The organism is Streptomyces sp. NPDC005811 (genome assembly GCF_040630405.1).
In the GTDB taxonomy this organism is placed as follows: domain Bacteria; phylum Actinomycetota; class Actinomycetes; order Streptomycetales; family Streptomycetaceae; genus Streptomyces.
In genome coordinates this window covers 1-14809 of the sequence record NZ_JBEXXK010000080.1, presented here as the reverse complement: position 1 = coordinate 14809, position 14809 = coordinate 1, and the positions used below count along the sequence as shown (strand labels likewise).

Genomic DNA, 14809 nt, shown 5'->3' with positions numbered 1-14809 from the left:
TTCAACGCCGCCGCCCCGGCCGGGTCACGGCGCATCGGTCCCGATCACCCTTTTTGAACAGGAGACACCTACAGACGGGTGCCTAGCCAACCCGGAGGTGCGCCGCGACGAAGCCGGCGAGCGTGGCGATGGACTCCAGACTGTCCAGACTCAGGTCCAGCGCGGCGACGTCCACCCCGAACCGGGTGTCGATCGCGCCCAGCAGGGTCACCCCGGCCAGCGAGGTGAGGGCGATCTCCGGGCCGAACAGCGCGGTGTCCGCGGGGAGTTTCCCCACCACGTCCGGGTCCAGCCGGGCGGCCTCGGCGATCATCGAGCGCAGTTCCCGCTCCACCGCGGGCGGGTCCTGGATGTCGGTCACGCCTCGGCGTCCTCTCGGTCGGTCACGTGCAGATAGGGGGGCGGCTGCGGGAGCTCGCCGTGCAGTGCGCGCCCGAGGACGGCCGAGTCGGGCGTCGCGCCCTCGGTGTCGTCCATCCGGCGCAGACCCGCCTGGCGGAGCAGGATCCGCATCTCCAGGTTGGCGTCCGTGGGACGCAGGGTCACCCGGAACTCCTCGGCACCGGCCTGCCGGGCCCGTCCCATCAGCCAGAACAGGAAGGCCGCCGCAGCCCCCCGGCCGGCGACCCGGCAGGAGAGGGCGAGCAGCGGGACGGACCAGGTGCTTGCGCCTGTGCCTGCGTGGGTGCGCTCGACGAGCGCGGCGCCGATGATGCCGTACGCGCCGAAACGGTCCGTCATCCGGGCCGTGTACAGCTCGTGCCCGTCCGAGGCGGCCCGTTCGCGCAGCCGGTCCGGGGTGAGGCCGGAGGAGTTCAGCCGGTGGGTGCGGGCGGCGAGTTCCAGGGCGCGCGGGATCTCCTCGGGCGTGGCCGGGCCGACCGTGAGCCGCATGGCGCACCAGCTCAGGAACTCCTCCCGGCTGCCGTGGAAGCGTTCGCCCTCGGCCCGGCGCGCCTCCTCGGTGCGGTAGCGGTCGACCCGGGCGCGTGACTCGGGGGTGACCTCGCGGCCCTCGAACGCGGCCAGCAGCGCGGGCACGTCCTCGGGGGCGAGGGTGCCCACGGCGGGCAGCAGGGCCTCGACCTCGGCCCGTTCGTAGGGCGAGTCGTCGACCAGGACGAGGGCGTCCACGGCGATCCCGAGGCTCTCGGCGATCCTGCGCAGCGATTCGCTCTTGTCCTGCCAGGACACCTGCGGGGCGAGGAACCGCTCGCGCACCTCCGGCCGGCCGGCCGCGAGCCGGTCGAGCACGGCGGGCGCGCTGCGGCTCGCGATGCTGCTGAGCACGCCGCGGGCCGCGAGCGCGTCGATCGCGGCCAGCATCTCGGGGCGGGGGACGGGCAGTTCGTCGGTGGGGGACTCGACGGCGATGTCGTCCCAGAGGGTGCCGTCGAGGTCCCAGACGACGCACTTGACGCGGTCGGCGTCCAAGGCGGTCATCGCTCACCCCGGGGCAGGAACAGCTTCATCGAGAGGCTGGTGGGGTCGAAGCCGAACTTGCGGTAGACCGTGCGCATCGGGACGTTGCCGACATGGACCCGGCCGGTGACCTCGGTGATGCCGCCCGCCAGACAGAACTCCAGGCCCGCGGTGAGCAGGAGTTCGGCGACGTCGCTGCGGTTGTCCACCGGGGAGACCGCCAGGGAGCGGAAGTTGGCGTAGCGGTCGCCGGTCATCGCGTTCTGGTTGATGCTCACCCAGCACCAGCCGACGGGCTCCTCGCCGGGCCGTCCGGCGACGATCATGCCCTGCTTCGACTTCTCCATCGCCTTCCCGAGGCGGGCCGCCCAGCGGACCGGGTCGTCGATGGCGTCCTCACCGAAGGACACCCGGGCGATCTCCGCCTCGAACGCCCCGATCGCCGGAAGATCGCGCTCGTCGGCCTGCCGGGTGACATAGGGGTGCGCGCGCTCCTGGAGGGCGGCACGGTCCTCGGGGGCCGGGGGGCGCCAGCCGATCGTGCGGGTGGACGGCACGGTGGCGGCGGCGGGTGCGGTGGGGGTGGTGGGTGCGGCCGGGGTGGTGGGTGCGGCGGGCGCGGGAGATTGCCGCTGCCGCACCTCTGTCCGCTCCGGAGCCTCTGTCCGCTCCGGCGCCTCCGGCTGCTCCGGCGCACCCGACGCTTCTGGCGCATCCGAAGTATCCGGCGCACCCGAGGCTTCCGGCGCGCCCGAGGCCTCCGGTGCCTCCGACACCAGCCGTCCCGGCCGGAACGGTCCCTTCCCGCAGTTCGGGCAGCCCTCGGCGCGCAGGGCCGCGACCTGGGTCCAGCGGGCGCCGGGGCCCACCCGGACCTTGTGGCCGCAGGCCACGCACTCGTACTCGCGCTGCCGGGTCCGCTTGTCGCCCGTGTAGAGGGGACCGCTGTAGTCGCCCTGGCGGGAGGCGGTGGAGGTGGTGGTGAGGAGCTGCTGGAAGAAGCCGACACCGCCGAGGATGCCGCTGCCCTCGTACTCGTTGAAGTTGCGGATGTAGCCGTTGGTGACCAGGCCCAGGGCCATGATCTCCCGCTGGACCTCCAGCATCTCGTCCGGGCTCTTGCCGCCGAAGGAGAAGAAGACGCTGTGCGCGGGACCGGGCCGCAGGCCCTCCACGGCGCGGGACAGGAAGAGCCGGGCGCCTTCGGGGGTGTACGGCGGGTCGGTCATCGCGACGTCGTGCTGCCCGTGCAGCTGCTCGGGCAGGGGCTGGCGCAGATCGTGCTGGACGGTCTCGACGCGGGTCCCCAACCCCCCCGCCACCTTCTGGATGTAGTCGAGGATCTCGGCGGAGATGTCGACCACGGTCACCCGCTCGACGATCGGCCCGCCCAGCACGTCGCCCACGACGGCCACGGCCAGCGACACCAGGTCGTCGTCGCCGACGAGCAGCAGCGAGCCGCCCGGCAGCGCGCCCGCCGTCAGCAGCGCCAGCACCCGGCGCACCTTGGTCTCGGCCGTGCAGTGCGACTGGTCGATCGCCATGTCGGCGGCGGGACCGGACTCCATGAGCGCCCGCAGCCGTCGTACGGCCTCGTCGAGCACCTCGGGGATCACCAGCTCACGGCCGTCGCAGGTGCGGCAGGTGGCGTCCATGGTGAGGTCCATGCCGAGCTGCACGACTAGGTCCGTGCCGGCCTCGGTCAGCCGGGAGGGCCGCTCCTTGGTGACGAGACCACGCCGCCGCAGCTCATTCCCCAGGGCGGCCACGATCGGCACCGGCAGACCGGTGGCCCGGCTGAGGTCCTTGGTGGAGGCGGGGGCCAGACGGCGCAGCGCACGCAGCACGGACCGCACTCCGGGCGGGCCCTCCTGAAGCCGGACGGCGTCCGCGACTTCCGTGAGCAGTTGATCGGCGGTGGTACTCCGGGGGTACCGACGCGTGTTCGTCACAATGCTGCTCCAGGGAAGCTGATGGATTCCGTGGGTATCGAGTATACGGGCTGGTAGGCGCCCCGATCGGACTCGGTGCGACGGCCGGGAATACGAAGCGGGAAGGTGAGTTACTGCGTGAATTACGGCGTGAATCGCTGCGTGAATTACGGTGCGCAGCACGGCGACGGTCCCGCACTGTTCCGGCGTGCGACATTCCGCACCGCCGGACGGAAAGGTTTACCGGAATTCACCGCACCGCTTCGCGGCATCGTTTTCCGGTCGAATATGCCCCCGGTCTTGCCGCCCCCTTGACGGGACGCGCTCGCGAGCCCCATAGCGCCCCGGATGCTAGGCTTGGCCCGACCGAGCGCCAGTAACCGGCCTCGCGACCTTCCTCTTCAGCCGCGCGGACCAGCGCAGATCTATCTGAAAGGAGACGGGGGCAGCGGTTCCTCACCCCCGGTTCCCCATGACCAACTCCACCGACCTCGCCACCGAGGGCATAAACGTCGACGATCTGTGCTCTTATGCCGTCGACGTATGGGTGAGCGACCACAGCATCCTGACCGACGAGGAGCGCCTCCTCCAGGTGCTGCGCACGGCCGCCGAAAAGGGAAACGCCACGGTACTCGGTGAGGCGTCGCACGTTTTCCCGAACGGCGCCGTGACCGCCATTCTCCTGCTTTCCGCCTCGCACCTGAGCATTCACACCTGGCCCGAATTCAGCCTGGCGAACGTCGACCTGCTCGCGTACGGCCGGCTGAACGGCGAGCGGATGATGCAGAGCGTGGAGCTGGGCCTTTCGCCCACGAAGATCAACGTGACGCGCATGCTGCGCGCCGTGCACTAGTTCCTCTTCGTCCCCCGTCTCCGTCATGCATTCCGTGCAGGTCTCGTGGGCGCGCTCGGCCGATGCCCACGAGGAACTGCTGGACACGCTCGACCCCGTGGAGCGCGCCCGCTGGGCGGCGACGGTGGACCCCGCCTCCCGCAACCGCTTCCTCGTCGGCTGTGCGCTGAGCCGTCGGCTCCTGGGCGATCTGCTCGGCGTACCCCCCGAGGACGTACCCCTGCGGCGCGTCTGCCCGACCTGCGGCGGACCGCACGGCAAGCCCCGACTGGCGGTCCCCGCCGGGTACGACTTCTCGGTCACCCACAGCGGCGATGTGGTCGGGGTGGCCGTGTGCCGGGGTGCGCAGGTGGGCCTGGACGTCGAGGAGGCCGGCACCGCCCTCGACGTCGACGCCGCGGCCCGCACGGCGCTCTCCGCCCGCGAGTCGGCCGCCCTGTACTCCCTCCCCCCGGACGAGCGGGGCCCCGCGTTCCTGCGTACCTGGACACGGAAGGAAGCGGTGCTCAAGGCGCTCGGCGTGGGCCTGCGCGCACCCCTGCGGGAGCTGGAGGTGTCCGGTCCCGACTCCGCCCCGGCGGTACTGACCTGGCCGGATGCACTCGCCGACCATCCGCGGACGACCCTGGCGGACCTGACGGCGGACGGCGTCCATCCGGCGGCACTGGCGGTGACGGCCCCAGCCGCCCGAATGGCGTGAAAAAGCCCTCCCGACGGGGAGGGCGGAGACTTGCGCCCCCGGCAGGACTCGAACCTGCGGCCAAGCGCTTAGAAGGCGCCTGCTCTATCCACTGAGCTACGGGGGCCGGATGGAGTGGCCTCGTACGTCCTGCCCGGGTGTGGGGCGATCCGTGACGTTGCCGGGGACAAGGATAGGGCTCCCGGTTCCTTGTCCTGGTTGCTTCGCCTCCGTGGCTCAATGTGGAGGTTCGGTGAAGCGGTCCTGATAATCGCAGGCAGGTGCGAATCGTGCATCGCTTTTGGCGTCTCGCAACCCGGGTGTTGTGCACTCGTTATGCCTGGGCTGTGCCTGTGTCCCAGTCGCCCCTTCCGTCCCTTGTGTCCTATCGGCGCGCAGACATGCCTATATGCTTCATAAATCCCCTAAAATTGGGCATTCTTCGCATGTGGTGACCTTGGACGTACGGCCTCAACTGCTCGACGCACTCTCCGCCCTGCGCGACCGTGTCGCCGCCGCACGCTACCCGCTGCCCTTGGCGGGCGCGCCACGCGCGCGTGCCAACCGCGACGAACTGCTCGCCCAGCTCGACGACTACTTGGTGCCCCGCCTCAGACAGCCCGAAGCACCGCTCCTGGCCGTCATCGGCGGCTCCACCGGCGCGGGCAAGTCGACCCTCGTCAACTCCCTGGTCGGACGCCGCGTCAGCGAGGCGGGCGTGCTGCGGCCGACGACCCGGACCCCGGTGCTGGTCTGCCATCCGGAGGACCATCACTGGTTCAGCGGCATGCGCGTCCTGCCCGGCCTCACGCGCGTGTGGGTGCCCCATCAGGAGTCCACGGACGACCTGTTGCTTCCCGGCGAGGACGGCCGGCGCGTCCTGCGCATCGAGACCGCCGAGACCCTCCCGCCCGGCCTCGCCCTCCTCGACGCCCCCGACATCGACTCCCTCATCGCCGACAACCGCGCCCTCGCCGCCGAACTGATCTGCGCCGCCGACATCTGGGTGATGGTCACCACGGCCGCCCGCTACGCCGACGCCGTGCCCTGGCATCTGCTGCGCACCGCCAAGGAGTACGACGCCACCCTCGTCACCGTCCTGGACCGCGTACCCCACCAGGTCGTCGCCGAGGTGTCCCGGCAGTACGGCGCCCTGCTCACCAAGGCAGGACTCGGCGACGTCCCCCGCTTCACCGTCCCCGAACTCCCCGAGTCCGCCTGGGGCGGCGGGCTGCTCCCGGCCACCGCCGTGGCACCGCTGCGGTCCTGGCTCGTCCACCACGCCCAGGACCCCGGCGCCCGCCACCACGTCCTCGCCCGCACCGCCCACGGCGTCCTCGACTCCCTGAAGTCCCGGATGCCGGAACTCGCCGGCGCCGCCGCCGCCCAGTACGCCGCCGCCCTGCGGCTCACCACGGCCGTGGAGAAGGCGTACGACAGCGAGTACGCGCGCGTGCGGGGCCGTCTGCAGAACGGCGCAGTCCTCGCCGGTGGCGCCCTCAAGCGCTGGCGGGCCTTCCCCCTGGACTGCACCGCGGGCGAACTCCTCGACGCCCTCGCGGAGAGCCTGGCCGCCCTCCTGCTCTGCGCGGTCACCGCCGCCGACGAACGCGTCGACGAGGCCTGGCGCCGCGAACCCGCCTCCGCCGCACCGGCCCTGACGGACGCCGAGTCCACCCCGGAACACGCCGAACACCGCATCGGGATGGCCGTACGGCGGTGGCGGCGCGAGCTGGAGGAATACGCGGAGGACGAAGTGCGCGCCCTGGAACGCGGCGCCGCACCCGACCCCGAGACGGTCGCCGCCCTCGTCGCCACCGCCCTGCTGGGCGGCCGCCGGGCCCGCACCGCGGGCGAGGGCCTCGCCGAACGGCTCGGCGCCCACGGCGCGCTGAGGCTGCGCGACCGCGGCGGACGGCTCCTCACCGAACACCTCGACCGCGTCCTGCACGCCGAACGCGAGCGCCGCCTCGCCCCCCTCGACGGACTCGACGTCCACGCCGAACCCCAGGCCGAACTCATCGCCGCGCTGTCCGTACTGCAGAAGGAGAGGTGACCGGTGACCGCCGTCACTGACGAGGACCACACGGATCACACGGATCGCTCGGGCCGTACGGACCACACGGGCCGTACGGATCGCTCGGGCCGTACGGATCAGACGGATGACACCGGTCGCTCGGAACGCACGGCCCACGCGGCCGGCCGTGACCGCAACGGGCCCGAGAGCGGCGGGCGGGGCGGGCCGGAGGACGCTTCCGAGGGTGCCCCCGAGCCGGCCGCGTCCCGCGCGGAGGCCGGTGGCGCCGGTGCGGACGACCCCGTCGCCGAAGCGGTCGGCGCCTGGGACGACGGTCTCATCGCGCGCCGGGTGAACGAGGAGGCGGGCGGCGAGCAGGCCGCCGTGGCGCAGGTCCGCACCGGTGCCGCACCGGCCTCGGGCCCACCCGTCTACGACGGCCCGCTGCGGTCCCGGCTCGACGCGCTGCGCGAACTCGTGGGCCTGTCCCGCACGCGCCTCGACAACAGGACGCTCGCCGAGGCCGGCCGGGTGCTCGACGAGGCGGCGGCGCGGCGCAAGCTCTCCGGGCAGCACACCGTCGTCGCCCTCGCCGGCGCCACCGGCAGCGGCAAGTCCCAGCTCTTCAACACCCTTGCCGGGGTGCCCATCTCGGAGACCGGCGTACGGCGCCCGACCACCGCCGCGCCCATCGCGTGCAGCTGGAGCGACGGCGCCGCGAGCCTCATCGACCGCCTCGGCATCCCGGGCCGGCTGCGCCGACGGCCGGTGCAGAGCCCGGAGGCGGAGGCCCAGCTGCGCGGACTCGTCCTGATCGACCTGCCCGACCACGACTCCGCCGCCGTACAGCACCGCGAACAGGTCGACCGCATCCTGAAGCTGGTCGACGCGGTCGTGTGGGTGGTGGACCCCGAGAAGTACGCCGACGCGATGCTCCACGAGCGGTATCTGCGCCCCCTGGCGGGGCACGCCGAGGTGATGTTCATCGTCCTCAACCAGGTCGACCGGCTGCCCGGCGAGGCCGCCGAACTGGTCCTCGACGATCTGCGCCGGCTCCTCGACGAGGACGGCATCGCCCTCGGCGAGTACGGCGAACCGGGCGCCACCGTCCTCGCCATGTCCGCGCTCACCGGGGACGGCGTCGGCGAACTGCGGGAACTGCTCGGCCAGTTCGTCACCGAGCGCGGTGCGGCGGGCCGCCGGGTCTCGGCCGACGTGGACGCCGCCGCGGCCCGGCTGCGGCCCGTCTACGTCACCGGGCAGCGCACCGGGCTGAGCGAGGAGGCGCGGGAGGAGTTCTCCGACCGGCTCGCGGACGCGGTGGGCGCCGCCGCGGCGGGCGAGGCGGCCGAGCGGGCCTGGCTGCGCAACGCGGGCCGGGCCTGCGGGACGCCCTGGCTGCGGCTGTGGCGCTGGTGCCAGTCCGGCGGGGACCCGGTCACCGGCACCGGGCGGCTCCCGGCCCGGGCCCAGGCCGACGAGGAGGCCACGGCCCGCCAGCGGGTCGAGCAGGCGGTGCGCACGGTGTCCGAACGGGCCTCCGCCGGGCTGCCCGCGCCCTGGGCGCAGGCGGTGCGGGAGGCGGCCGTACGCGGCTCCCAGGGGTTGCCCGAGGCGCTGGACGAGCTGGCCGCGCGGGCCGGTCTGCCGCCCGGACGGCCACCGCGGCCGGGGTGGTGGCCGGCGGCGGTGCTGGCGCAGGCGGCCATGACGCTGCTTCAGGTCGTCGGCGGACTGTGGCTGGCGGGGCAGATCGCCGGGGTCATGGACCCGAACCTGGGGGTGCCGGTGCTGCTGATGGTGGCCGGGATCGTCGGCGGTCCGCTGGTGGAGTGGAGCTGCCGGCTGGCGGCCCGGGGGCCGGCCCGGCGGTACGGGCAGGACGCGGAACGGCGGCTGCGGGAGGCCGCGGCCGGCTGCGGCCGGGCCCGGGTCCTGGATCCCCTGGCGGCGGAGCTGCTGCGGTACCGGGAGGTACGGGAGCAGTACGGGAGGGTCGTGGGGGCGGGGGTGCGCTGAGCCGCGCGAGGAGGGCGAGGGCAGGGGTGGGGGCGGCGACGAGGGCGTGATCCGGCTGTGGATCGACGTGGCTCACTCGTCCGGGTGGCGGGGTTGTCCCCAGGTGGGTGGTGGTCCACAGGGCGCGGCGGGCTCGGTCCGGCGGCGGCAGTCTGGCGGTGCGGCGATCGCGACGGACGCGGTCGGCGCGGCGAGGCAGCCGTACGGGACGGGCCCGTACGTGTGTCCGCCCGGCGGGACGGCCGGGCGAGGGGAGGGTGCGAGGCATGAACGAGACGATCGTGTGCGCGGTGGGGAACGTGGCGACGCAGCCGGTCTACCGGGAGCTCGCGGCGGGGCCGTCGGCGCGCTTCCGGCTGGCGGTGACCGCGCGCTACTGGGACCGGGAGAAGGGCACCTGGGCCGACGGGCACACCAACTTCTTCACGGTGTGGGCCAACCGGCAGCTGGCCGTGAACGCGGCGGCGTCGCTGAACGTCGGCGATCCGGTGATCGTGCAGGGCCGGCTCAAGGTGCGCACGGAGACACGGGAGGGGCAGCAGAACTGGACGTCGGCGGACATCGACGCGGTGTCGATCGGCCATGACCTCGCCCGCGGCACCTCGGCCTTCCGGCGCTCGGTCAGGCCCGAGCCGGCCGCCGTCGGCGCCCCGGCACAGCCCGAACCCGAGTGGGAGACACCCGCACCGGCGACGGACCTCGGCGGACCCGGGGCCCAACAGCCGCGCGAGGCGGTGGCGGTGACGTGAGAACGGGTGATGCGAGACCGGGTGACGTGACGTCGGGCGGTGCCCCCGGGTGACGGATGGGCGGCTTATCGGCGGATCCATCCGCGTTGCCCGGTGGATTTGTCGATAAGCGCTGCTCGCGGACCGCCTGTTGGCGATCTTGGGGATAACGATTCCGAGTCGGATCACCCATCCGATGACATGACCGCGAAACCGGGTGGGCGGGCGTCTCTAGGATGCCGATCGTGGCTCACGGGGCTTCTGAGGCTGCTGGCGGGACCGTACCCCCAGGTCAACGAGTCCTGCTCGAAGGGGAATTACGTTGATTTCTTCGTTCTCCGCGCCGTTCGCGCGCAGGCGCGGCGCCGCCCGCCTCGCCGCGTCGACGCTGGTCAGTGGACTCGTCGCCGCCGCGGGCATGATTGCCGCCGCGAGCCCGGCCGCCGCCGACGAGACCACGCAGACCCCGGGCGGAGCCACCGCCACCATGGGCGGTCTCAAGACGTACGGCGCCGCGGTCCTCCACGACGACAGCGGGGACCAGGAGATCTCGGCGGGCCTGTTCGAGATGTCCGTAGACGGCGGCGGCACCCTCCAGACCTACTGCGTCGACCTGCACAACCCCACCCAGCGGGACGCGAAGTACCACGAGACGCCGTGGAGCGGCAGCTCGCTGGGCGCCGACGACGACGCGGGCCGCATCCGCTGGATCCTGCAGAACTCCTACCCCCAGGTCAACGATCTGGCCTCGCTGGCGAGCAAGGCCGGCATCGCCGGGGGACTCACCGAGCAGGACGCGGCGGCGGGCACCCAGGTGGCGATCTGGCGCTACTCGGACGGCGCGGACGTGGACGCCGTCGACCCGCAGGCCGAGCAGCTCGCGGACTACCTCCAGAAGGCCGCGCGGGACACGGCCGAGCCGGCGGCGTCCCTGACCCTCGACGCGCCGGCCGTCTCGGGCCACCCCGGCGAGCCCATCGGGCCGGTGACCGTGCACACCGACGCGAGCGCGGTGACGGTCACCCCGCCGCTGGACGCCGGTATCACCGGGGTGCGGATCGTCGGCAAGGACGGCAAGCCGGTCACGACCGCGACGAACGGCAGCCGGCTGTTCTTCGACGTGCCCGCCGACACCGACCCCGGCTCCGCCGAACTCACGGTCCAGGCCTCCACGACCATCCCCGTCGGCCGCGCCTTCACCTCCGAGAGCCGCAGCCAGACGCAGATCCTGGCCGGCTCCAGCGAGTCGACCGTGTCGGCGACCGCGAGCGCGAGCTGGGCGGAGCAGGGCGCCGTACCGGCCCTGTCGGCCGCGAAGAACTGTGCCAAGAGCGGTGTCGACATCACCGTGGCCAACCAGGGCGACGAGGCCTTCACCTTCGAGCTGATGGGCGCCGAGCACGCCATCCCGGCGCGCACCACCCGCACGGTGACGATCCCGCTCCAGGAGGACCAGCCCTACGACTTCACGATCACCGGTCTCCAGGGCGCCGAGACCCGCTTCACCGGCCTGCTGGACTGCCAGACCCGGACCGCGGAGACCGCGAACGTGACCACCCAGACCCTCAGCGACCCCAGCCCGGCCACTGTCGGCGGCACCACCACCGCCACCGACACCAACCTCGCCGAGACGGGCGGCTCCAGCGCCACCCCGATCATCGCGGGCACGGCCATCGGCCTGGTGGTGATCGGCGGAGCGGCCCTGGTGCTGGCGGGCCGCAAGGAGAACGCCTGAGGGAGGGCCTGGGCGGGTACCGCCGCTGACGTCCGCCCGCGGCGCATGGTGCGGCTGACTGCAACTTCCGGTGCGAACGGGCCGTCATATCCGCTGTGACTGAAGCATGCGCACATCGGAGGGTGAGGTGGTCGCCCGCCTTCGCCGCGGTGGCGGGTACCGGGGCGCTGGCACTCGCCGCCGTGGCGGGCTGGAGCAGGCTTCTGCTGGTGGTGCAGGAGCGGGTGGTCCCCGGCTGGGGCATGAGCGCGGCGTCCCTCGTCCTGGCGCTCGCCCTGCGCCGGGCCCTCACCCGGAGGAGCCGCCGCGCGGGCGCCGCGGAGCTCCCGCGGAAGCAGGCCGGATGGGTACGGCAGGCGGGCCGTCTGCTGATCGGCGTGGCCGTGCTCGGTATCGCGTGGGGAGCGGTGGACGACCTGGTCTCGGGCGCGAAGTACTACGTCCTGAGACCAGCGGGGCCGGACGGCTGTACGGCCGTGGTGCGGGAGACGTCCTTTCTCGTGATCGGCAGCGGCGAGGTCTACGCGGTGGGACGTACCGGCCTGGCCGTGGGCACGGCGGGGCACTGGACCGTCGACGACAACCGCCGGCCCGTCGAGGAGGGGGCGTACGAGCTGACCTGGGGGCGGGACGGCGGTCGTCTGCGGGTCGACGGCGCGACCGGTGATCCGGTTTTCGACGGGGGAGCGGCCGACGTCGACTGCTGACGGCGGCACGGGCGGAGCTGGTTAAAAAGTGTGATTTTTTCCGAGCGTTCGAGTCGTTCCCCCGTGTTTTTGATTCCATCGAACAGGGGCTCGGAATGTTCCTCGCCAGGTTGCATCGCCGTATGAAACAGGTGAGGAAATGAGAAAGGCGTACGCCTTGTTGCCGGTGATCGCGGCGGTGTCCGCGGCATTGCCGGCCGCACCCAGCTATGCCGCGTCCACGCTCATCGTCTCCGCCGGCGGACCGACGACGAACTGCCCGAACTCCACCTACACCACGATCGGGGACGCCCTGGCGGCGGCGGTGCCGGGTGACACGGTCCACGTCTGTCCCGGCACCTACGCCGAGATCGTCAACGTCACCAAGTCGGACATCACGCTGGAGGGCGAGACGACCCGCCCGCAGAACTGCGACGTGTTCGCGGAGCCCGACCCGACGGCCGATTCCGTCATCCAGGCCACGAACACCATCGGTGAGGGGATCGTGAACCTGCGCGAGGACAACATCCGGCTCCGGGGCTTCACGATCCAGAACAACCAGGGCTCCACCTTCGGCGGTTACGGCGTCAACACCGTCGTCGGTCACTCCGGCTACCTGGTCACGAACAACGTGATCCAGGGCAACCCGGCGGGGATGTACTACAACACGAGCGGCACGATCCAGTCCGAGGTCGCGAACAACTGCATTCGCCTGAACAACACGGGCTTCGGGATGCAGCCGGCGGCCGGCAACGGCGTCTACTCCGACCAGGGCGTGGACAACGCGCTGATCGACAACAACGCGTTCTTCCAGAACAAGAACGGCGCGATCACCCTCGACAAGTACCAGAACACCGTGCGGGTCGACATCAACCACAACGTCTCGCACCAGGACGAATCGCTCCTGAACATCTTCCGCTCGAACGACAGCCTGGTGACCGACAATCAGGCCGTCGGGAACACCGGAGCCGCGATTTTCATCGGCGACGACAACCACGGGCTCCAGATCCTGCGCAACAACATCCAGGGAAGCGACGCGGGAATCCGCTCGGGGACCTTCGTGGACCTGCCGAGCGATCAGGTCCGAATCAGTGACAACACCATTCAGGACAGCATGCGTGACGGAATCTCCGCAGGACCCGACTCGCTGACGAATTCGACCATCTCGGACAACAGCGTGACCGGCAGCGGGCACGACGGCGTCCTCATCGAGGGCAACGCCGGCAACGGCGGCAACACGGTCACCGGCAACGTGGTGCAGAACAGCGTCCACTTCGACTGCGAGGACCTCACCGTCGGCGCCCGCACGGCGGGGACGGCGGACACCTGGACGGCCAACCAGGCCGCGACGAGCAACCCGGCCGCCCTGTGCCCCGCCAGGCCCTCCTTGACGATCGGCAAGACGCACGAGGGCGACTTCACGGCGGGGCGGCAGGGGACGTACACCATCACGGTCGGCAACGCCGGGCCCGGTGCGACGGACGGCAGCACGGTCACCGTCCAGGACGTCCTCCCCGTCGGGCTGACCGCCGCGAGCCTCTCGGGCCCCGGCTGGACCTGCTCCGTGGCCAGCCTGACCTGCACCCGCAGTGACGTCCTGGCCGCCGGGTCCGGCTATCCGCCGATCACGCTCGTCGTCGACGTGCCGTGCAACTGCAGGACGGTCCACGGCGTCGACACGGTCACGGTCACCGGGGGCGGCGACCGCACGACGCACACCGCCACCGACCCGACCACGATCAAGCACACCGAGCACTGCGAGGAACACGGGCACCACCACGGCGCCCACAAGCCCTACTTCCCGTTCCCCTACAGGTTCCCCATGCCCTCCATGCCCGCGATGCCTTCCCTGCCTTTCCTGTCCGGCCGCGACTGACGCACCACCGCACAGGCCGATGGCGCGCACGGTCCGGTGAATCCGGGGAGTGGTCCCCGCTGACCTTCAAGGCTGTCGTACCGCGCCTCCGCACGGGTCCGCGGGGTCACACAGGTGAGGTCGTCGGAACCCCACGCCTCACGCCAGACTTACCCTTCTCGGCAGGTACGGGGCCCGTAGTCCTGGGCGACGGCGGTCGACGGCGCAAATCAGCCCACCACCGATTCCTGCGGCAACCACCATCGTCGCGGCCATGAATCGCCGGAACACAGTCATACCTCCAGAGTTCCGAGGCCGCTATGTCTCCATCGTCGGCTCGCGCCGTGAAATCATCAAATCCGCCGGTATTTCTACCGCTCCAGCGGAATTCAACGGATTCGGCCGTCAAATGTCGAATTCCGGGAGCGACTCACGGGCTGCGGCTGCCGCACCTCACGAGAAGAAGCCGGACCAGTACTCGTCATGACCGCACACGAAATCGCCCGGACGCTCCGCCCTCAGCACCTCGTACCTGGCGACAAAGACCTCCAAGGCCTCTTGGAGCGAGCAGCCCAGATGCTCACGTAGTGCCTTGAGACCCCGGATGATCTGGTTGGTGAGGATCTGCTCGTCGGCAAAGTCGACTGCGGCGCCATCGGTCATGGCTGAGATCGAAGCCGATCCATGGCTCACCGGGCAACAGGGTTTGCTGCTGCGGGGCAGATGCCGTGATGCGTGGATCGGGTCGCGCCGCGCACCGGCCCTCGCCCTCGCCTTCGCCCCGACCGAAGGAGTCTGATTCGAAAATCCAACCTTCCCGCAGGTCACCCCGCTTCCGCTGATTGGAGGGACACTTGATAACCGAGCATGTTGAGCTGGCTGAC

12 protein-coding genes and 1 tRNA gene are annotated in these 14809 nt (G+C 71.7%); 8 read left to right on the top strand and 5 right to left on the bottom strand.

Annotated elements, in window-relative coordinates; all coding sequences use genetic code 11:
* Positions 1-82 precede the first annotated feature (82 nt).
* The 3 genes from ABZ490_RS47880 to ABZ490_RS47870 are packed head-to-tail and all read right to left on the bottom strand — an operon-like array spanning position 83 to position 3374.
* On the bottom strand, positions 83-361 hold the full coding sequence (locus tag ABZ490_RS47880) for a phosphopantetheine-binding protein (RefSeq protein WP_359005788.1): 279 nt from the start codon (positions 359-361) through the stop codon (positions 83-85).
* Positions 358-1443 carry an HAD-IIIC family phosphatase gene (locus ABZ490_RS47875; RefSeq protein ID WP_359005785.1) on the bottom strand — a complete coding sequence of 362 codons (1086 nt, stop codon included), beginning with the start codon at positions 1441-1443 and terminating at the stop codon, positions 358-360. The genes ABZ490_RS47880 and ABZ490_RS47875 overlap by 4 nt, the downstream gene beginning before the upstream one ends.
* Positions 1440-3374, bottom strand: coding sequence for a GNAT family N-acetyltransferase (locus tag ABZ490_RS47870; protein ID WP_359005783.1), 1935 nt, complete (start codon positions 3372-3374; stop codon positions 1440-1442). Before ABZ490_RS47870 ends, ABZ490_RS47875 begins: the two co-directional genes overlap by 4 nt.
* 451 nt (positions 3375-3825) lie before the next feature.
* Here ABZ490_RS47870 and ABZ490_RS47865 point away from each other — a divergent pair, with 451 nt between their 5' ends.
* Positions 3826-4206: an S-adenosylmethionine decarboxylase gene (locus ABZ490_RS47865; RefSeq protein WP_055639048.1), complete on the top strand. Its 381-nt coding sequence runs from the start codon at positions 3826-3828 to the stop codon at positions 4204-4206.
* Between the two features lie 25 nt (positions 4207-4231).
* Positions 4232-4906, top strand: coding sequence for a 4'-phosphopantetheinyl transferase superfamily protein (locus tag ABZ490_RS47860; RefSeq protein ID WP_359005780.1), 675 nt, complete (start codon positions 4232-4234; stop codon positions 4904-4906).
* Positions 4907-4939: 33 nt separating this feature from the next.
* Here ABZ490_RS47860 and ABZ490_RS47855 read toward each other — a convergent pair.
* Positions 4940-5012, bottom strand: a tRNA-Arg gene (locus ABZ490_RS47855).
* Positions 5013-5333: 321 nt separating this feature from the next.
* Between ABZ490_RS47855 and ABZ490_RS47850 the strand changes: the two genes are divergently transcribed.
* From ABZ490_RS47850 to ABZ490_RS47825, 6 genes are all read left to right on the top strand, one after another.
* Positions 5334-6941 (top strand): dynamin family protein, encoded by a 1608-nt coding sequence (locus ABZ490_RS47850; RefSeq protein ID WP_359005777.1) that lies wholly within the window; start codon positions 5334-5336, stop codon positions 6939-6941.
* A gap of 3 nt (positions 6942-6944) precedes the next feature.
* Positions 6945-8921: a YfjP family GTPase gene (locus tag ABZ490_RS47845; RefSeq protein ID WP_359005774.1), complete on the top strand. Its 1977-nt coding sequence runs from the start codon at positions 6945-6947 to the stop codon at positions 8919-8921.
* A 266-nt stretch (positions 8922-9187) separates the two neighbouring features.
* Complete coding sequence (locus ABZ490_RS47840; RefSeq protein ID WP_359005771.1) at positions 9188-9670, top strand: single-stranded DNA-binding protein; 483 nt, start codon at positions 9188-9190, stop codon at positions 9668-9670.
* 301 nt (positions 9671-9971) lie between these two features.
* Positions 9972-11384: a thioester domain-containing protein gene (locus ABZ490_RS47835; RefSeq protein WP_359005768.1), complete on the top strand. Its 1413-nt coding sequence runs from the start codon at positions 9972-9974 to the stop codon at positions 11382-11384.
* Between the two features lie 122 nt (positions 11385-11506).
* A complete protein-coding gene (locus tag ABZ490_RS47830) occupies positions 11507-12091 on the top strand; it encodes a hypothetical protein (protein WP_359005765.1) in 585 nt (194 codons plus the stop codon).
* 139 nt (positions 12092-12230) lie between these two features.
* Complete coding sequence (locus ABZ490_RS47825) at positions 12231-13946, top strand: hypothetical protein (protein ID WP_359005762.1); 1716 nt, start codon at positions 12231-12233, stop codon at positions 13944-13946.
* Between the two features lie 432 nt (positions 13947-14378).
* Here the strand turns inward: ABZ490_RS47825 and ABZ490_RS47820 are convergent, their stop codons facing one another.
* The gene (locus ABZ490_RS47820; RefSeq protein ID WP_359005759.1) at positions 14379-14588 is read right to left on the bottom strand and encodes a hypothetical protein; all 210 of its coding nucleotides are present in this window, start codon (positions 14586-14588) and stop codon (positions 14379-14381) included.
* Between the last annotated feature and the right edge of the window lie 221 nt (positions 14589-14809).

Excerpts from the sequence above, each read along its gene's own strand:
- ABZ490_RS47875 (WP_359005785.1), bottom strand. The coding sequence starts at position 1,443 with ATGACCGCCTTGGACGCCGACCGCGTCAAGTGCGTCGTCTGGGACCTC.
- ABZ490_RS47865 (WP_055639048.1), top strand. The coding sequence starts at position 3,826 with ATGACCAACTCCACCGACCTCGCCACCGAGGGCATAAACGTCGACGAT.
- ABZ490_RS47860 (WP_359005780.1), top strand. The coding sequence starts at position 4,232 with ATGCATTCCGTGCAGGTCTCGTGGGCGCGCTCGGCCGATGCCCACGAG.
- ABZ490_RS47840 (WP_359005771.1), top strand. The coding sequence starts at position 9,188 with ATGAACGAGACGATCGTGTGCGCGGTGGGGAACGTGGCGACGCAGCCG.
- ABZ490_RS47825 (WP_359005762.1), top strand. The coding sequence starts at position 12,231 with ATGAGAAAGGCGTACGCCTTGTTGCCGGTGATCGCGGCGGTGTCCGCG.
- ABZ490_RS47820 (WP_359005759.1), bottom strand. The coding sequence starts at position 14,588 with ATGACCGATGGCGCCGCAGTCGACTTTGCCGACGAGCAGATCCTCACC.